The organism is Paenibacillus sp. FSL K6-1318 (assembly GCF_037976905.1).
GTDB classification, from domain to species: domain Bacteria; phylum Bacillota; class Bacilli; order Paenibacillales; family Paenibacillaceae; genus Paenibacillus; species Paenibacillus amylolyticus_A.
Map to the genome: position 1 here is coordinate 3,823,861 of NZ_CP150270.1, position 18,018 is coordinate 3,841,878.

20 protein-coding genes and 1 pseudogene are annotated in these 18,018 nt (G+C 41.9%); 2 read left to right on the plus strand and 19 right to left on the minus strand.

From position 1 onward, the window contains the following. Window positions 1-18: 18 nt before the first annotated feature. From NYE45_RS16705 to NYE45_RS16785, 17 genes and pseudogenes are all read right to left on the minus strand, one after another. Window positions 19-1,620 carry a sigma-70 family RNA polymerase sigma factor gene (locus tag NYE45_RS16705; protein WP_340013269.1) on the minus strand — a complete coding sequence of 534 codons (1,602 nt, stop codon included), beginning with the start codon at window positions 1,618-1,620 and terminating at the stop codon, window positions 19-21. Window positions 1,621-1,841: 221 nt separating this feature from the next. Beyond that, entirely contained in the window at window positions 1,842-2,240 is a 399-nt protein-coding gene (gerQ, locus tag NYE45_RS16710; protein WP_248278168.1) for a spore coat protein GerQ, read from the minus strand. Window positions 2,241-2,375: 135 nt separating this feature from the next. Next, a complete protein-coding gene (locus NYE45_RS16715) occupies window positions 2,376-2,798 on the minus strand; it encodes a cell wall hydrolase (protein ID WP_074095421.1) in 423 nt (140 codons plus the stop codon). A gap of 160 nt (window positions 2,799-2,958) precedes the next feature. Then, entirely contained in the window at window positions 2,959-4,644 is a 1,686-nt protein-coding gene (locus tag NYE45_RS16720; protein WP_340013271.1) for a hypothetical protein, read from the minus strand. Window positions 4,645-4,848: 204 nt separating this feature from the next. Then, window positions 4,849-5,598, minus strand: coding sequence for a glucose 1-dehydrogenase (locus NYE45_RS16725; protein ID WP_340013272.1), 750 nt, complete (start codon window positions 5,596-5,598; stop codon window positions 4,849-4,851). A gap of 147 nt (window positions 5,599-5,745) precedes the next feature. Further along, window positions 5,746-6,138, minus strand: a complete 393-nt coding sequence (locus tag NYE45_RS16730) for a DUF2500 domain-containing protein (protein WP_340013273.1) — start codon at window positions 6,136-6,138, stop codon at window positions 5,746-5,748. 110 nt (window positions 6,139-6,248) lie between these two features. Continuing rightward, window positions 6,249-6,842, minus strand: coding sequence for a C39 family peptidase (locus tag NYE45_RS16735; protein WP_340013275.1), 594 nt, complete (start codon window positions 6,840-6,842; stop codon window positions 6,249-6,251). 42 nt (window positions 6,843-6,884) lie between these two features. Then, the gene (locus NYE45_RS16740) at window positions 6,885-7,427 is read right to left on the minus strand and encodes a GNAT family protein (RefSeq protein WP_062834828.1); all 543 of its coding nucleotides are present in this window, start codon (window positions 7,425-7,427) and stop codon (window positions 6,885-6,887) included. 44 nt (window positions 7,428-7,471) lie between these two features. Further along, complete coding sequence (locus NYE45_RS16745) at window positions 7,472-7,966, minus strand: AAA family ATPase (protein WP_340013277.1); 495 nt, start codon at window positions 7,964-7,966, stop codon at window positions 7,472-7,474. A gap of 18 nt (window positions 7,967-7,984) precedes the next feature. Beyond that, window positions 7,985-8,410, minus strand: coding sequence for an NUDIX domain-containing protein (locus NYE45_RS16750; protein ID WP_340013278.1), 426 nt, complete (start codon window positions 8,408-8,410; stop codon window positions 7,985-7,987). Between the two features lie 60 nt (window positions 8,411-8,470). Further along, window positions 8,471-9,250 (minus strand): phosphotransferase, encoded by a 780-nt coding sequence (locus NYE45_RS16755; RefSeq protein ID WP_340013279.1) that lies wholly within the window; start codon window positions 9,248-9,250, stop codon window positions 8,471-8,473. 71 nt (window positions 9,251-9,321) lie between these two features. After that, complete coding sequence (locus NYE45_RS16760) at window positions 9,322-11,115, minus strand: serine hydrolase domain-containing protein (protein WP_340013281.1); 1,794 nt, start codon at window positions 11,113-11,115, stop codon at window positions 9,322-9,324. 68 nt (window positions 11,116-11,183) lie between these two features. Then, the gene (locus NYE45_RS16765) at window positions 11,184-12,218 is read right to left on the minus strand and encodes a hypothetical protein (RefSeq protein WP_340013283.1); all 1,035 of its coding nucleotides are present in this window, start codon (window positions 12,216-12,218) and stop codon (window positions 11,184-11,186) included. Window positions 12,219-12,516: 298 nt separating this feature from the next. After that, complete coding sequence (locus NYE45_RS16770) at window positions 12,517-12,675, minus strand: hypothetical protein (protein WP_340013284.1); 159 nt, start codon at window positions 12,673-12,675, stop codon at window positions 12,517-12,519. Window positions 12,676-13,052: 377 nt separating this feature from the next. Further along, window positions 13,053-13,214: pseudogene (locus NYE45_RS16775) on the minus strand (spermidine synthase); the annotation flags it as partial. 127 nt (window positions 13,215-13,341) lie between these two features. Further along, window positions 13,342-13,656 carry a multidrug efflux SMR transporter gene (locus tag NYE45_RS16780; RefSeq protein ID WP_340013286.1) on the minus strand — a complete coding sequence of 105 codons (315 nt, stop codon included), beginning with the start codon at window positions 13,654-13,656 and terminating at the stop codon, window positions 13,342-13,344. After that, complete coding sequence (locus tag NYE45_RS16785; RefSeq protein ID WP_340013287.1) at window positions 13,656-14,000, minus strand: multidrug efflux SMR transporter; 345 nt, start codon at window positions 13,998-14,000, stop codon at window positions 13,656-13,658. Before NYE45_RS16785 ends, NYE45_RS16780 begins: the two co-directional genes overlap by 1 nt. A gap of 121 nt (window positions 14,001-14,121) precedes the next feature. Between NYE45_RS16785 and NYE45_RS16790 the strand changes: the two genes are divergently transcribed. Beyond that, window positions 14,122-14,949 carry a MerR family transcriptional regulator gene (locus NYE45_RS16790; RefSeq protein WP_340013288.1) on the plus strand — a complete coding sequence of 276 codons (828 nt, stop codon included), beginning with the start codon at window positions 14,122-14,124 and terminating at the stop codon, window positions 14,947-14,949. 73 nt (window positions 14,950-15,022) lie between these two features. Further along, window positions 15,023-15,925, plus strand: a complete 903-nt coding sequence (gene speB, locus NYE45_RS16795; RefSeq protein ID WP_340013289.1) for an agmatinase — start codon at window positions 15,023-15,025, stop codon at window positions 15,923-15,925. A 347-nt stretch (window positions 15,926-16,272) separates the two neighbouring features. Here speB and NYE45_RS16800 read toward each other — a convergent pair whose 3' ends face one another. Further along, the gene (locus NYE45_RS16800; protein ID WP_100527420.1) at window positions 16,273-16,482 is read right to left on the minus strand and encodes a hypothetical protein; all 210 of its coding nucleotides are present in this window, start codon (window positions 16,480-16,482) and stop codon (window positions 16,273-16,275) included. 141 nt (window positions 16,483-16,623) lie between these two features. Beyond that, window positions 16,624-17,901: a YCF48-related protein gene (locus NYE45_RS16805; protein WP_340013290.1), complete on the minus strand. Its 1,278-nt coding sequence runs from the start codon at window positions 17,899-17,901 to the stop codon at window positions 16,624-16,626. Window positions 17,902-18,018 lie beyond the last annotated feature (117 nt).

Consider the following 18,018-nt stretch of genomic DNA (forward strand, 5'->3'; position numbering starts at 1 on the left):
TTGCAATACTTTATTTTCTCAGATTCTATCCTCTATTTCCGATGTCGACTCAATCTCCACTACGGTTTCCGAAGCGGGGTTCCAGCGCCACTTGGCTTTTCTTCCGCTTGCGTTATGCAGACCGCCGATCCAGAATTCATCCTGCTTCAGCAGCGCCCAATCGGCCTCTCCATTCAACACCTGAATTCCAAGTTCCGTTAGCGACAGGATTGCGTCACCGAATTTTTCATCATGTTGCCTGAAGTTAGGGAAATTTAATGCACCATTCAACTGAAGCAGCGCATAAGGTCCTTCTGTCATCCGTTTCAGATGTGCCCAATATTCAAGATCACCCATCCCGAGAATATGCAGATTGTCCCCTACCTCTCGAAATAATGGATACGGACGCTCCACACCTGCTCTAATGGTCTCTAGTGTTGTCTGCTCAATGAGCCCCAAACCGTTCGATACAGATGGCAGACGAGACAAGTGAGCTTTGAACGCAGCGTTCGCAAAGGGGAGCGCAGAAGTGTCTGCCTGCAAGTAATCTAGATGATGACGGATATCAGGTGACGTATAGGCTTCCCAAAACTGTGCACCTGCCTGTAGCTCGTCCGTATCAATCACATGCCAACTGCCTGACAGCCGTTCGATCTGTGTGGAGGTCAGTTGACCCAGTCCCCTAAAATGCTCGATTTCTGGATACGAGTCAATACAGAGCAGATTCAGTTTCGTATTCTGGAGTGCTTGTCCTTTGAAATAATGTAATAGGTACGATAACATCGTCTGATCATAGAGATCATATTCGAACCATAAGACAATCTCTTTATATTGTTGAAACGAATGCAACTTGCGTTCAAGCTCCTCGATCTGCAAGTATTCCTTCTGTGGAATGCCCAACTCCCGCTCTAACACGGATGCCCGATTCTTCCGCTCCTTTACATCTCCCATATTTTTGGCTACTGGCCCGAACGTGTACAATTCTCTCCATACGAGAATATCTCCCTCGATTCCACTCTCTCTTAAACGATTGGCAGCGTGATCCCCGTTCATAATGTGTAACAATCCTTTTCCTCCTTCATACAAGTCACTGAACACCGATACTAGGTCCCTCACTGGCATAGAGCGCTTGAGTTTGGATCGGGCATCGAACAATCTTTTCTTTAATGCAGGTACCTTGACCCCGAGGAAATCCGATATTTCCTTGAGTGAGTATCCATCCAAATAAAACAGTTCAACAGCAATCCGCATTGATGATGGCAGTATTGCAATCGAATCACGCAACGTTCGATGCATTTCGTTTTGTACCGCTTGTTCTTCTGGATTATGCGACTGATCCGCTTCATGGAAAACATGCTCCAGCTCCTGAACGGGAATCAGGGTATGCTGCTTGCGTCTTAGCCAGCGATAACACTGCCTCTCCACGATCACCTTGAACCACCCAGGAAAAGCCTCAGGAGCTTCCAGCTTGGACAGATTGCCAAAGGCTTCAGTAAACGCTTCCTGTACGACATCTTCTGCCCAAAATGTATCCCCCAGTCGGTGGTAGGCAACAGCAAGTGCCATCCCGCGATATTGAGACATCAGTTGTACGAATGCTTCGTCTTCGCCTTTCATCGCTCCTTCAATCCATGAATTCAATGCTATGGACTCCCTTCATATAGGCATGTTGCTTGTTCTGTTCATATATAAGTGCCATGTTTTTATCAAAAGGTTACGTCTGACTAGATCATATGTGATTGTTTTGCACGAATGCTTATGTAAAAAGCTGTCCCGTCTGCGGATATCCACATTCAGGACAGCATGTAATTCAGTATGTGTTATTCATATCAAATATCAATCAAAATGATGAGGGCCAATGATTATCTGCTTGGAGCTTGTGGGTAGTTACCTACTACGCCAGGATATTGATACAGTAACGGCTCATCAAATGTAGCATAGTCGAAGTTGACCATCAACAGCATGATCCGTCTTCCTGTCTTCGGGTCGCTAATGATAATATGGTCACGGCCCGCTGCTTCAATGATACCTTGGAATATGCGAGCGTTCCATTCTTTGTTACCTTCGTATGTCATGTAGAACGTGCCGAATTTCCCGAGGTTCAGACGCAAAATATTTTCAATGTACGACTGCTCAAACTGTGGAGCCGTGGTAGTGATGACTGCACCTGTTGGTGTCATTGGGCTTCCGCTGGATACGAGTGGGGGGACACTTGTGGAGCTTGGTGATACCATACCTGGTGTTACTGACATGGCAGGCATTCCGTTACCGATTTTGTAAGACGTACCTTGAACCTGAGAATTGGCTTGTTGACCTAACACGGAATTCGCTTGCTGACCCAATGTTTGAGTCGTTGGTTGATAAGGCTGATTAATCATAGTGATTCCTCCCAAAATTTAATATACTTCCGGACAGTCATCACCTGTCGGACTGAAGAAACAATGCGCTTTGAAACGTCCTGTATTTTGCTGGTCATACCACGTTGGTGGGCAGTCGCCCACAGGTCGGAAAAACCACAATGAATTGCTCGCTGGCCAGATGCGCTCTCCATTGATCACCCGTTGTGCGAGACGAATCTCGGACTGTCTTGCCCGCTGGTAAAAGTACCCCTTCTGAGTGGACTCGTAGCCTCCTGGATTCTGGAAGACCATACGATTGATATCGCGAATATCCTTAAAGTCCAGACAATCCACCAGCACCCGGTTCACACCTACATTGCCCACAAGCAACATGCCCTGTTCGCCGTCACCTTCAGCCTCTGCCCTCATTAGCCTAGCCAGCAGCTTGACGTCCTCTGAGTTGGCTTTAATAACAGCCATATTCTGTTTCCTCCCTTGTTTCAGCTGTTCATCACCGTACATCGTATTGTGCAGGAGCCCATTCGGTGACACGATTCCATCTTTTTTCCATAAAAAAAAGCCCGGAACCTCACCCAAGGTGAAGTCCCAAAGCCATTTATTTCTTATATTATTCGCCTGTTCAAGGCTTGGCTTCAATCCAATAATCATAGGCATGTACAATATTGCCCTGGTACGCCTGATATTCGGCCAGCAGATCGGGAAGCTTGGCAAGCTGAAGTTCCATCTCCGCTGCCCCTTTCTCATAAAATGAAATATGAGGACCTTCGTGATTCTCCTTCATTTCTACCGAAATCATTAACCTTTTGCCCAAACGATCCGCGATCTCCATCTCCTGACTCACAACAGCAGCAATGCCATTGGAACCTTCCGCTTTGTTACGGAAAGCCATCATCGACACATGATCGAGTGTATCAATCATAAACTCTGTCACAGACATATCTTTGCCCGGCAACGGGAAGGTATCCAGCCAGACAGCAAGATCTGCGCTTGTTTCGAGATCACTATCCTTCTTCGTCTCTTCCTGGAAAAAAGTAATGTTGGCAGCCCATTCGGTCAACAGGGTATTCCGGTTGCTCTCCCACTCCGGCAAGGTATAAGGCTCTATATCCAGATGGATGCCTTCAAATTGTTCGTCCGGTTCGGATTCAGCATTATAATTTTTCACATAATCAATCAAGCGTTGTATCCGTGGACGATTTTCCTTCTTGCCCCAGATCGGGTGTCCACCCATCGCATGGATTTCAATGCCCTGCGCTTTGGCCCGTTTTACAAAACTTCGGTAACTGGAATAGGGTTGATCCAGATCCAGACGGACATATAACCAGTTAATGTTCTGTTCTCTCGCAAACGCTAGGATGTGCTCGCCTCCGTCATTCGTCACCTGAGAGGCCTCCCAAATATATGTTCCCCGAATCTCTGGCTGGTTGGGTGGAATCTCCGGTGATGGCAGTTCCGACGGCTCCAGTTGTCCCCAGTATACAATATCATGTACAGCAGAACCGGCGTAGGAAGTATGTTCGCTGAATGCAGAGGCAACTTCTTCAATAACACTTTCCAGCTGCGCCGCCCCTTTACCGGCAAATGTCGTGAACTCCTCGCCAGGCATGGGCTTGGTGTTCAACCCAACCGTGATGCTCGCATTGCTGGCATCAGCCCAGTTCAGTTCCTGTTCAATTAAACGTATAATGCCATTGTTGCCTTGCGCGTTATCACGGTAAGCGAGTAAAGTGACATGGTCCACTTGTTCAATAAACCAACGTGACAATGGTTCGTTATCCGCATCCTCAGAAGTTCTAGTCCCTGTAACGGTGTACGAATCCAGCCAAAATGGCAGGTCAACATTCACAGCAACTGCGCCATCCTGTCTCACTTGCTCAAATAACAGATTCATATTGGTCACCCAGGATTGAACCAGTGGCTTGGCATCTTCTTTCCAGGCTGGTAACACGTAGGGCTTAATATCCAGATGTATGGCATCAAATCGCTCATTGGGCTCGGCATCCAGATTATAATCACTTACCCACGAGGCTAACCTGAGCATGGGACCTTCACGGCCACTGACCGCCCAGGATGGATCGCCGCCTAGTGCTTCAACCGCAATACCCGCACGGCTTGCTTTGGCTATAAACGTCTGGTATACCTCCTTGGATAGCGTCATGTCTACATTCACGTATAGTCTGTTTATCTTATGTTTAGCTGCATTGGTCAGCAGCTCATCTCCGTTGCTAACAGACTGTGCCTGCCATACCCAGGCCGCCCGTATATCCGCGCCGTCTGCTTCAGCAGGTGACTCATTCCCTATCATTATCATCCCTCCGATCAGCAGTAACAGCCAAAATACCTTCCGGGATTGTTTCCCGAACATATACTCCCTCCATTCCTCTACTGTTGTAAAATCACATTTATTATAGCAACCGAGTTATTAAAAACAAATAAGCCCAAGTGCTTAACTTGGGCTTATCACTCTAATGTTGGGATATTATGAGACTCGCCCGACTCTATCCCGGTTCTAGTCCTCATATATCATTTTTCGGGTCATGCCTCCATCAATAACGAGGTTGGTCCCTGTGACAAAGGTATTGCTTGGATCAGATAAATATAGACAAGCACGGGAGATATCCGAAGGAACACCTACACGACCGGATGGATGCTGTTCATGATCCTCCTTTTTCAGTTTCTCCACGTCTCCTGTCTCAATCCATCCCGGACTGATACAATTTACCCGAATTTGGTCTTTGCCCAGTGAGACTGCCAGCGCATGCGTCAGAGCCACAATTGCCCCTTTGGAGGCAGCATAGGCTTCGGTATCCGGCTCAGACATTAGTGCACGGGTAGAAGCCATGTTGATAATGGCACCCCCGTTTTCGTTGCTTTTCATATATTTGGCTGCTTCCCGACTCGCCAAAAAACAACTTCTCACATTGGTATTGAGTACATCGTCCCATTCTTCCAGCGTTAGCTCATAGGGTGACTTCCATTTTGCAAGCCCTGCATTATTCACCAGAACATCGATTTTCTTAAATTCTTCCACGGTGGTCCGAAAAAGATTCGTAATATCCTGCTCGCTCCGAACATCACATTGAACAAAGATGGCTTCGCCGCCTTCATTACGAATGGAAGCTGCGGCTGCCGCACCCTCTGCTTCCTTGTTGTCGGCAAGTACAACTTTGGCCCCAGCGACCGCATAAGCCTCAACCACACTGCGTCCAATTCCCTGAGCAGCACCGGTTACAACAACGACCTGATCTGTAAATGACATGTTCATTTCCTCCTCTATGGTAATGATCCTGTGATCATAATCTGATTAAGCCTCTTCTTATATAAAAACACGTTAGGCCTATTAAGAAACGCTTGTCCAGTAAATAATCAAAAAAAGCTCACGCCATCCTGGCGCAAGCTGCTCGGTTTAACCGCGTAGGCGTTCGGAATATAAGCGATTATATCGCTCGAAGCCTATGTAACGCGTTCCTTTGAACGAGAGCCGTCCTTCATCCCCCTCAGCGCACAAACCATACTCTTCGCCATTGACTTTGAATTCAAGCCGATCTCCACTCTCTACCTCAAAGGTGACGTAATATAAGGTTCGTGCTGTACTGCCTGGTTCGGATTGCGACTGACTCATCTTCATCCGTCTGCTGGTGATTCGTGAAGGTACGGTCAGCAGTGGCTCTGAGTTGTTACGCCCCCACCTCCATACCTCTTTTCCCATCGACAGAAGGACTATACCTATAAGCAGAACAAATACAACCGGAAAGACGGTTCCAAACAAATCAAACATCCAGGATGATTCAATGCCCATGTCTCTCCCTCCGTTCATACAACTTAGGACAGCCGGAGTCTTGACCCGTCTCCTGTAATGTATATGCGGACGTACACAGAACTTGTTAACCCGATTAAATATTTGAGCAATTAAATCTGCACTGGATGTACCACGATATATGAGTTTTGACAGAAAGGTAACCATGATCTCCATAACGCGTTCAGTTCACTAATGCTGATTTTTCGATTGTAATATTCTTCATCACAATTCATCTTGTGATCTAACGATTCGGCCAAATAAAAATGCGTTTCATCATAGCCAACGACGGGAACAAAATGCAAATAACGTTGTTTAGGATGTACTCTAATAAATAAAATAACGGGCACCCCTTGGCTAATCTGCTTCTTCAATGTATTCACATTTCCACGTAAGTACATTGCCTGGTATCCAAGCTTTCTGAAAAAAACAACGACCGCTTTGGGATATACCGTCCCATCCAGTAATTTGCGAGGATAGGTTTCATAGAGCTTTGTCCCGCTGGACTCCACCCCGAAATGTCTCAAGACGAACGCACTGGAAAATGCAGCGCATTCGTAGTTTTTCTGAATATCCATTCGATTGGGAGATTGAATATAGCAAGTGCTTGGCACGTTGACGGTGTACATGCGATCTTTCTTGGGAAAACTGAAATAAAGGGAGATCACCCAGAGGATAATCAACCAAAGTAATACATTGAGAAACAATTCGTGACCTCCTTCGTCTCATCAGACGATGTACTCTACCTTTTAAGTATGCCATTCACTAGACAGCAGACTATACGTCACAATATTCTCATAATGATCGTAGACCCATTGAGCTTCTCTGGATGTACCTTCATTTGAAAATCCCATTTTCTCAGGTATAGCTCTGCTTTTAAAGTTGTTTTCTGCACATTGAATGATCACACGATTTAACTTCAACTCTTTAAAGAGATATTTAAGCAATTGTTCTATTGATTTGGTAATGATTCCTTTGCCCTGTGCTGACTCTGCTAAAAAATATCCAATACTCGTCGCTCTATTATTCCAATCAATATAGTGCAGTCCTAACATCCCGACCAATTGTTCATTGCACCATATTCCGGAATCAAAACCGTTCCTCTCTTCATAATGATGTGCCCATACATCTATTACAGAATCCAAGTCTTTGGGCGATTGTCGTTTATCGACCCAGAGTAACCACGCTCTCAAGTACTTTCTATTCTCATCAATTAATGCATACAACTCATCTCTATCTCGAGATTGGATCAGCCGTAAAACAATAGATTCATTCACTTGAAAAGGTAGCATCAGGTTCCTCCCACTCAATCTAACTATGAGCTTATTTTAGATGTTCATTCCTTACGCCAGTTGCTTAGCACCCATTCTTTAATCTGTTTAGCTACTCCCTCTGCTGTAAGTTCTGTCGTATCAATTGTTGGCATTTCCGGGTCAAATGCAGTTTTCGAATTTTGGAGTAGCCAATTTGCAAAATTTTTGTGATCTTCGATCGAGTTCTCATCCCACCCCCGTGATTTCAACCTCGTCTCACGTGTGACATCATTACAATGTAAGTTCATATAAAGAATCCGCTCAAATCGATTTATGTAATCGGAGGATGCAATGTTTTCGGGCACCATCGTTCCACATAAAACAGTCCCTCGTCCACTTAAAGAAATGCTATACGCAATCCTTAACCAATTCTCTTTGGCAACCTGCCAATCCACATTATTGATGATATCCATTTCAAAGACGTCAAACTCGGGAAGTTGCTTGCGAACAAGCGAAGAGATCGTGGTTTTTCCTGTTCCACTTGCGCCTGTCACTATAAATAAAGGTAATTTGTTCATTTCACTCCTCCTAAGCTTTTAAATATTGTTCCGATCACTAAACTCAATACAAAAAGGTTGCATCTCAGGTTTTAAGCAATACTCTATTCTTTCTCTGAAGTTTTTCCATTCGACTTTTAAAATGGCTTCATCGATCGGAAAGAAACCAGACTCTAAGCTCTCCAATGATGTGATTAATTCTCCTCCTATTGGTCTTGCTAGAAATAATGTGTTACAGATTGAATTTTCAACATTTTGAAATATTCCACAAAATTTGATGATTTCAATGTCGATTCCGGACTCCTCTTTCGTTTCTCTGATGGCAGCTTGACTTAGAGATTCTCCTTCTTCCACTTGACCACCTGGCATTTCCCATCCTCTTCGGGGTCCTCTAATAAGTAATAATTCATTTTTGTCGTTTATGACGATTGCAGCGGCAGATACGATATGTTTTGGAGGGCTCATTTATTCGACTCCTTCTAAAGGGATTGGATGTTCGCTTGAAGAGCATGATTTAAAGCCAAACTAAAAGAAGTTATATATCCCATCTTCAAAATAATTGTATTCTTCATCCGTTATTCTTAACTTTCCATAACCGTTATAAAATATTTCTCTATCTCTTTCATTATCAAAAGCATTATGTTTCGGTCTAATGGCTAATGCTACATCATATCTTGGATCGCCATACGCTGCTCCTGCCCAATCAATAACTCCAACAATATTGCAATCATTAACTAGCACATTATCTATAGTAAAATCTCCATGAATGAAAGTGTTATCTGTTGTTTTGGGTCTTCCTTCTTTCAACTGTTGAAGTAGTTCTGCCGATCCATCTACAGTAAAGTGAGTTAGATTATATTCTGCTTTCCTAAGCATTGTATCTAACCAAGGAATGTCATCGTTCAATAGTTCAACAGGACAAGAGCAATCATGTATTTTCTTTAAACAGAGCCCAAAGTTAAAAATCGCTTTTTCTTTACTTTGAAGATCAGGCATCATAGAGAGAAATTCTCTTAAACTTATTCCATCAATATAATCCATCAAAAGCCATCTCGATGTATCCTCAACATGAAATGAATATGTCTTCGGAACAGGAAGTCCAGTATGGTATAGGTATTGAAGCACCTTATATTCATCGGATAACCATTCATTATAGAGATCGTTTTCTGTCTTCTTGATGATGTACTTTTTATCGAGCGTATCCAGAATTGCTACAGTAGAAGTATGACCTTGCTTAGGAAAAGTGATGTTCTGGACTTGCCCTATCTGTTCTATTATCTCAATTGGGAGATCCTGAATATTCATGGTTTCATCCTTTCTACTATTTCATGTTCTTTCAGGCAACGTTCCCGTTGAAAATATCAGCATTTACCGCTCTAAAAGTACAAATCCCACCCCACAACAAAAGCAGCAAAGAGGAAAGCAGATATGCCAGACATGATGTATACCGCCTTTTGCTTTTTACTGTAACTCCTCTTCAGCAGTTTGTAGAACATCAAGACAAGGTACGCCACAGCTAAAATGACATAAACCAGGTTTAAGATGAGATGTATCCGTAATGAAGAATAGGGGGCAAAGCCTAAGGCACGCATGAACAATAGGATCGTATTCAAAATTAATGCCAGACTGGCAATATTAATGGCAATATGATACTTATCAAATCCTGTACCTGGTCTTTCCCAGTTTTTTAATTTGTATTTGGATAACCGAATAAAACAACCAATTGTAGCTCTCAAACTGAGTAGGATGGCTACTGCAAGAGCAATAAAAGATGCTTTGATCCCGTTTATCGTTAAGTTGGATACGGGCAAAAAGTCATTATAAGACATAGAGACCTTCTCAACAGTGCCATTTCGCTCAACAACATTTGCAAAATTACTAAGGTCAAATGTGGTATACTTCTGCAGACTTAACATTGAATATGCTTTCGTAAAGCCGGAAACGACCCGTCGCGCAGGCAGATAATATCCTCCACTCTCAGATTCAATAGAATTCGTGCTGAAACTACTTCCAAACACCTTCTGGACAAGACCAACGCTATAAGCCATTTCATTTGACTGGTTTGTCATGACCACTAACCCAAAATTAGACTCCCGATCAAAAACAAATCTACTTGAAAATCCCGCCGTACTTCCAACGTGTTCCAGTGCAGGCACCCAATACTCTACTTCAAAGAAGCCATGCGCAATTCGAGGAGTAGAAGTTCCATCGTAATATAGACTAGTTGACAGCATCTCTTCTAACGTAGCATTGTTCTCGAACAATAAATTGCTACCATCCACAGGCATCAAGGCTGCGAGAAATTTAGCTGCATCCTCTGCTGTGCCAATGGCGCCCCCTGCAGGGTATAAGCTTATGTATGCTCTGTTCTTAGGGATGAGTTTCAGATTCGTAGTGTAGCCTTGAATCTCATTTCTCCTTTTCAAGACGTTTAGATTATCATACTGTGACGGGTGAATCGAAGTGTCTTTCATATTCAACGGTTTAAATATATGTTCATTGACATATTTGTAAAAGGGTTGTCCGCTTTGCACCTCAACGATATAAGCAGCCATAGCCGTACCATAATTTGAATAAGCAACGACACTCCCAGGTTTATCGATCTGCCTTCGTTCAAATTTTTGTAAAGCTTCTTCTAAATCCACGATGTCTTTCTCGGATGAATACCATAAATCGATCAATATATCCTCCCACCCTGCGTTATGATGCATAAGGTTCAATAGGGTAATGGGAGCATCGTATTCAAGCTTCTTTAGAAAACCTTCCGGCAAATATTCCTGAATATCGGTATGCAAATCAAGCTTTCCCTGCTCGACAAGTTGCATAACACTCGTCCAGACCAATAGTTTAGAGGTTGAACCCCATTCAAACACAGTAGAGGTGTCTGCCTTTCTCTGTTGCTCAAGATCTGCGTATCCATAGGCCTTATTCACAATCGTCTCACCGTTCTTGATAGCTACAACCGAAACGGCAGCGGTGTTCTTCTGATTCGTAGCCACATATGAATCTATCGTTTCCTCTAGCGAAGACAACGCAATTCTGGAGGGCGTAGTCTCCACATTCTCTACCTCAGCGTACACAGGTACTGCACATGTCACAATGATTAATGCGAGTACCAGAACACAAGCGGTTACTTTATTAACATAGTAATATTTTCGATTAATCTTCATTAGCCACTCTCCTTCAGATTTTTTATTCATTGTAGATTGTTAGTTCTATGGATTAAATAGCGCTTAATTCATTTGTTGAAATGAGGAAGTCTCAACCAGTTAATTACCAAGTAAGAAGTGGTGAAGTACCAAAGCTTGAATAACTTAGTAAACTGCTGATCGGTCGGAAATATGCCGTTTTTTCTCCAATCTGTAACAATATCTTTACAACTAACATTTTCTTGTGTGTTTATTCCGTTAATACTTTTGATTTGGTGACTGCTGTGACGTGAATAAGGGCCAAATAAATCAGAAGCATTGAACATACCAAAGAAGCACCCCTTATAATGAGAATTACTATGAATTTGTTTATCTAGCGAATATACCAAACGGTTTACTTCAGGTCTGGTAGACTTTTTATCATATAAGCTTTTGTTTCGAGTTATATCCATATTTATGGTCTCTAGAATATTGCTTAGCCTTTTAATAAAATCAGATTGTGTGTAACTATATAAGTTAGCCCATTCATACAGTACTACGCTAATTTCTTTTTTTACTATCGCACCCTTAAACAGATAAGAACTATTGAATATATCTTTATTATTGATCGTAACTTTTTCAAATGCGGACAAATTATATGTTCGAAGAAGCTCGGTCATCTGAATTGCCCATAAATACTCTTGAAATGAATTTGCTTCTACGTAATGTTCTTTTCCTTTGTTCATGATATGATTTGCATACTTCAAAGCTCTTGAATCAGCGATTTGAACATCTTTCGTTTCTAGCACATTCTCTATGTCGCTTATATTAATATGCTCCCCCTTTTGTACAATTTCTTTAGTAACCTGATGACTCCAAAGGTGTCCTAATTTAGAGTGCGCTTCATAGTAGCTTAGGAACACGCGATGTAATGAAAAAAAATTACTTTCACCTACACTTGAAATCATGTTATCCACATCTTTATGATGAACCCGAAATAAGCGCTTTTGCTTGGTAGCGTACCCATCTTCTACATTAATTGTTTCGCCATCCTCAAAATCAATATAAAAAGAATTTAACGCAGGTAATGTATCAAAATGAGCAGAAACAATAAGCCCGGAATTTTCTGAAGATAATCTATGCAAGTTAATTTCTCCTTTTAATTCGTGAATTCAATTCCAAGTAGATTCAATTCATTTATACTAACTTCATGTCCATATAGTTTGCGTGCTTTTATCACAGAGGTTACAGGGAGCATCTTTGCTTAATTGCCTTAGTCATCATTTTGCATTGCATCAAGTCATCATCAGAGTCCTCAATGAATTGCTCAATGGCAAATCCCGCTTTTGCTAACGCATTTACATAAGTTGATAGTTTACGATCCGATAATGCTAGCTTACTTTCGCCAAGAGTTACCGAGTACAAGATTCATCAAAGTTAACATTAAAGCGGAAGTGCTGTCGCTCCTAAAACATCATTTCCTGCGGTATTCCAAAACGAGCCATTGGTTTCATGAATACTTCCTTTATCCATTTCGACCGAGATGGCACCAACCTGTCTACCGCCGATCATGTTGGTTCTAACTGTAGAACTCTTCTCCATGTCATCGTCCTCCAAACTAAGAGTCAATTGAATTAATTCCACATTTTGAGTAAATTACCTTAATTATTTCTATAATAACCCATACTGCAATAATTGCGTAGTACATTTAAAAGCGCATACATTGCTCTCCAAATCAAAAAGAACCCTCCCGCAGGAGCGTTCTCCGTGAATGATTAGCCTAAGCGTACATCAAGTCCATCTTACTATACTTTTCGCTCACATACGTTTGTAGTTTTGTAAGCTCAATTAACCCCTCGCCTCTGAATTTTTGTTAAAGAAGGTACCATGTTTATCTTTTCCAAATCCAACCAAACTAAATAAGAAGTGTTCAAATGCTTTGGGTTTAATAGTGAAAATATCAGTAGATTCACTAAGCTTCGCGTGTAATACTTAGTATCCAGATCAAAGAATCGACTTGGATCTACCTCAACTGGATTATGCACCTTTGATCCCAGAGTGAAAGTCCACATGCCACTTGGATACGTTGGGATGTTACACGTATATAGACGCGTTAGCGGGAAGAACTCCTTAGCATCTTGGATAGTATTCAGGTACAATCATTTCGTGATAAACAAATTCATCTCGTTCAGAAGTCATAACCATATTATCCAGAAGAAGCACCAGAGTTCCATGATCTGTCCCCCATTTAAATAGTGAATTGTACTTCTACGAAATAATTTTTAATCCAACAGCTGCAACCAACACCATCGCCATAAACACAATACGTATGGTAGCTTTAGATTCCCCGTATAATAATATACCGACTACACCCGAACCCACTGTACCAATCCCGGTCCAAATCGCATAGGCGGTACCCATGGCAAGAGTCTGCATAGCTAAACTTAAAAATGTAAAGCTTAGACCTAAACCAAAAACAAATACGACAAAAGACCGAATATTTTTATTTCGTGTAATTAAATTCATTCCAATTACACCTATTACTTCGAATAATCCTGCAAGTATAAGGAAAATCCATGACATTAGGAAACACCTCGCTTATCATTGCCGTCTGTTGTGACCATTTTTAAGCCGATCACACCAGTTAGGAGCACAGCAATCAGCGTGATTTTTATAAAACTAAAGTTCTCTCCGAAAAAGATCATTTCAGTGAGAACCGTCCCTGTGGTGCCCAGTCCAGTAAATACAGCGTAAGCTGTCCCTACAGGCAATTTTAAAGCAATAGCACGGATTAAAAGTGCAAAGGACAATGCAATTGCCAATATGGTTCCTGACCATGTAACAAGGTCATTCGAATGCTTTAAACCAATAACCCATAAAACTTCAAAGCAAGCTCCAATAAATACATACAACCAACTGCGATTCATCTTTAAACCTCTTTCATTATTTATTACGAACAGTAGTTAGTTTAAAGCTTTGTGTAACACAAGAGTCAATATCTATGCTATATAATTTAATAATAAATTCGCTTTACTAGGGGGAGCTCAAGTGAAAGAAAAATTGACGATTAGTGAAATGGCTAGATTGCGGGGGCTAACTCCTGAGACGCTAAGACATTATGATCGAATTGGATTATTCAAACCACATCATGTAGACATAGATTCAGGATATCGTTATTATTCTATTTTCCAATATGAAGTTCTTGGAACTATTAAAGAGCTTAGAGAGATTGGGATGAGTACTGAGGAAATAAAGAATTACTTTAACGAACGTAATGTAAGCAATTCCTTGTCCATTCTGGAAAGAAAGCATATAGATCTTATTGATCGAATAAATGAATTGAATGAAATTGAAAAAAGTATTCAAGAAAAGATTAGTTGGATGAGGGAGATCTCAAAATCAAAAGAATTAATGGAAGTTTCTGTGAGGGAGCTGCCTATTAGGAGTTTAATTGTACATCATGACAAAGTACAAACTAATCTGGAACTATGTTATGGAGTCATTGAACTAGAAAATAAACTGAACGAAAAGGCCCCAATTGTTGGAACGAACAGATTAGGAGTTCTTATCGACAAAGCGGACTTAGATAACCATAAATATAACTCTTCTTGTCGACCGTTTATTTTGGAGCGAATAAAAAAGAAGGTTAAAGAACATAAACTAATAACAATCCCTCACGGAAAATATGTATGCATTCGTTACAGTGGAGAACTTTGGGATCGAGCAAGATGCCTTGAAAAAGCAATGCATTACATTAAAGAGAACCACTTCGAAATTATTGGGTACACCCTCCAAATAGCTCAAATAGATATCAGCGTTACGGATGTTATTGATGAACTGGTCTTTGAGCTTCAAATACCTATTAAACATTCATAAAATGGGAACCTTGACTTTTGTGTAACACAAGAGTTTAGAATGATTTTATCCCACACAAGGAGGAAACTAAATAATGGATAAAGGACAATTTTTGGCATATGGTGGAATTCCGACATTTTGGCGATTGGAGTCTTCAAGAGAACTTCAGGGAACAGATCTTGCTGTGATGGGAGTCCCTTTTGATGTAGGTACATCAAATCGCCCTGGAGCCAGATTCGGGCCTAGAGCGATTCGGGAGATGTCACTCCATACAGGGAACTTTTGTTACCCATGGGACTACAGCGTAAAAGATAAACTTAATATTATTGATTATGGTGATGTAGGTCTTGGTGTTCATAATGATCTTACAAGTTATATGATTCAAGATACGTATGAGCATGCCAAAACCATTTTTAATTCTGGTGCAAAGTTATTGACTCTGGGAGGCGATCACACGATCCCTTATGGACCAGTACGCGCAGCGAAGGAGAAATACGGAGAGATTGCATTGATCCACTTTGATAGTCATCAGGATAGCTTAAATAGTGAAGGAACATCCATTTTTCATGGATCCTTTGCGTATGATTTGGCTGCTGAAGGAGCTATTGATGCTTCAAAGTCAGTGCAAGTATTTATTCGTACGGAAATGCCCAATGAAATGGGCTACAATATCATTCATGCTAATGAAGCACTAAATCAAACACCTCAAGATCTGGCTTCAGAAATCAAAAATATTGTTGGAGACATGCCCGTTTACATTACCTTTGATATCGATTCATTAGATCCTGTGTACGCGCCAGGCACAGGCACACCAGTACCAGGTGGACCCACAACCTTTTTCATGAGACAAGTTCTATATCATTTGATTGGTATTAATGTAGTCGCTGCAGACCTAGTTGAAGTAGCTCCAATGTATGACCCTGCACAAATTACACCACTTTCAGCTGGGGTTATTGCCTGTGATTTGATTTACCTTATGGCTAACAACATTAAATAAGCATATTAAGTTATGTCAGATTCTCATTGGCCACAATATGGGCTTACTGCCTTTATTGTGGCTTATATTTATGTTTTTTTATCAGACTACAAAATTCTATTATTGGATTGTAGCCAAAATAAGGACGAAGCCGGTGAATGATACCTAAAATATGTGCTTTTAGATCCGCATCTCGATCTGCTCGTTTCTAACATGCTACACCTCATATTTTCAGACATACTGCTGAAGTGTTAAACATGAGTGTACTGCAGGAAATGTGATTTTTTTAGTAATTTTTCAAAATAAGAAAGCCCCCTGTTGGGGGCAAAACGTTGATATATCAGCTTTTTTTTGATCAGTTTTGATTACTAAGCGTACATCAGATCCATATACCCGCGAGTTACATCTCCACCTTCGGCTGGTTCGGGCTGGTCTGCCTGTGCGTGTTCTGCCATGCAAGCCTTCACCGCTTCCTCTGTCGTACAACGATTGGCATCGTCACATGTGTAGCATAATTGAAGCATATATCTGGTTAATTCGTCCGCCTGCGTGAATTGAGTTTGACCGTTGGTTCTCATCTTCATCACTCCTTCTCTTGTTGAGTTAAATATATCACCTTCCAGTGGTTTTATTTGTGATTTATTTCACAAACTAAACAAAAAAAGAAAAGGAACCCTCAGGCTCCTCTACTTTCACTATCAATTTACATCACATTGCACTTATAGTACTTTCCAATGTACACCGCCATCTACCGTTTGCAATAACAACGATCTTTTGGCATCCGTATTTTCAACCAATATCCAGCCAAGCTTGGAGGTAACCATCTGAATTTTCACAATCTCCGGATAGTCTTCGAGAATTTTCTCAAGCACACTGCTTGCAGGAAGAGCATTCCACGTTTTACCCGCATCCTTGGTGTGGTAGGTTATACCCTTTTGCATGGCCCAACCTTCCGATGCATTCAAAAATACAGGTGAAAGATTGCGATTCGCACCCGTTTGTTTGTTTAAAGTAAAATTAGACAGCTCCCAGCTCTTTCCGCCATCGGCGGTAAAGAATCCATTGAATGTCGTGCTCTCCCCTTGGGAACATGACATGGACATCCAGGCTGACTTCGCCTCACGTCCAAAAAATTGTGGTGAACTGATACTAAAATTACCACATCCATTGAACTTGTTTCGATCAAAAAAGGAAGGTCCTTTATCCCAGTTCACTCCACCGTCTGAGGTCACATACAGCTTCGGTGTACCGAACTCAATTGCGGTCAGGAAGCCATGCTTCGGATCCGAGAAGGTCATCCCGGTTGTATATCCGCGGTTGGATATCTCTTCTGCTTCCTTATTGCCATCTTCATCACTGGATGACATCCGATCCCAAGTGATCCCACCATCTTTGGTAAAGTAAAGCTTCTTGTCCTGTTTACCAATAGCGGTATCCACCGTGGTAAGAATCCAGCCTTTTTCCGGAGATACAAAGGAGATCGCGGTCACTTTATCCGTCTTGGACAGCGATGACAGACTCCAACTTACCCCTCCATTGTTCGTACGTAGTACCATAGTGTCTGTTCCACCCATGCCTTCACGAACAATCCAACCATGCGTACGATCTACAAAATAAATGCTTTGTCCATATTTAGGGTTAGCCGGAAATTGTACATTTTCCGAAGGTGAAATATTGGTCCAGGTCTTTCCCTGGTCCTGTGTGTAGTACAGTCGCAGCGCATTCCGCGTCACACCCCATGCCAATCCTCCGTTGTCATTGAGCAACTGAAAATCGGTCAAACGGGTCTGTATTTGATACTTGGCCATATCCGCAGATTCTGTACTGTTGACAGGGGGAACGACGGTTAATGTCTGCCCTGTATTCCCGGCATCCTCCTGCTGTTGCGGAGGTTCTGCTTCCGGAGGTTGATCTGAGTCGGTGCATGCAGCCAGTAAAGCTGCTATACCTATAGACAGCAATGCTGTCTGCGCGATTTTAATCCATTGCGAACGCAAGTGGGTTCCACCTCTCTCATCCAATATACAGGCGCGCATGCCTGTCCTATGGCGTTTTATTTACGATTCATCAGAATCCACTGCTCCTATTCTACCACAAACCTTGTGTAAAAGGCT

Bases quoted from the DNA above. Each gene is read 5' to 3' on its own strand.
- NYE45_RS16725 (WP_340013272.1), bottom strand. From the start codon at position 5,598: ATGTCATTTACAGATCAGGTCGTTGTTGTAACCGGTGCTGCTCAGGGA.
- NYE45_RS16730 (WP_340013273.1), bottom strand. From the start codon at position 6,138: ATGGGCATTGAATCATCCTGGATGTTTGATTTGTTTGGAACCGTCTTT.
- NYE45_RS16740 (WP_062834828.1), bottom strand. From the start codon at position 7,427: ATGCTACCTTTTCAAGTGAATGAATCTATTGTTTTACGGCTGATCCAA.
- NYE45_RS16750 (WP_340013278.1), bottom strand. From the start codon at position 8,410: ATGAGCCCTCCAAAACATATCGTATCTGCCGCTGCAATCGTCATAAAC.
- NYE45_RS16755 (WP_340013279.1), bottom strand. From the start codon at position 9,250: ATGAATATTCAGGATCTCCCAATTGAGATAATAGAACAGATAGGGCAA.
- NYE45_RS16800 (WP_100527420.1), bottom strand. From the start codon at position 16,482: ATGAGAACCAACGGTCAAACTCAATTCACGCAGGCGGACGAATTAACC.
- NYE45_RS16780 (WP_340013286.1), bottom strand. From the start codon at position 13,656: ATGTCATGGATTTTCCTTATACTTGCAGGATTATTCGAAGTAATAGGT.
- NYE45_RS16745 (WP_340013277.1), bottom strand. From the start codon at position 7,966: ATGAACAAATTACCTTTATTTATAGTGACAGGCGCAAGTGGAACAGGA.
- NYE45_RS16785 (WP_340013287.1), bottom strand. From the start codon at position 14,000: ATGAATCGCAGTTGGTTGTATGTATTTATTGGAGCTTGCTTTGAAGTT.
- NYE45_RS16770 (WP_340013284.1), bottom strand. From the start codon at position 12,675: ATGGAGAAGAGTTCTACAGTTAGAACCAACATGATCGGCGGTAGACAG.
- speB (WP_340013289.1), top strand. From the start codon at position 15,023: ATGGATAAAGGACAATTTTTGGCATATGGTGGAATTCCGACATTTTGG.
- NYE45_RS16760 (WP_340013281.1), bottom strand. From the start codon at position 11,115: ATGAAGATTAATCGAAAATATTACTATGTTAATAAAGTAACCGCTTGT.
- NYE45_RS16720 (WP_340013271.1), bottom strand. From the start codon at position 4,644: ATGATAGGGAATGAGTCACCTGCTGAAGCAGACGGCGCGGATATACGG.
- NYE45_RS16715 (WP_074095421.1), bottom strand. From the start codon at position 2,798: ATGGCTGTTATTAAAGCCAACTCAGAGGACGTCAAGCTGCTGGCTAGG.
- gerQ (WP_248278168.1), bottom strand. From the start codon at position 2,240: ATGCCTGCCATGTCAGTAACACCAGGTATGGTATCACCAAGCTCCACA.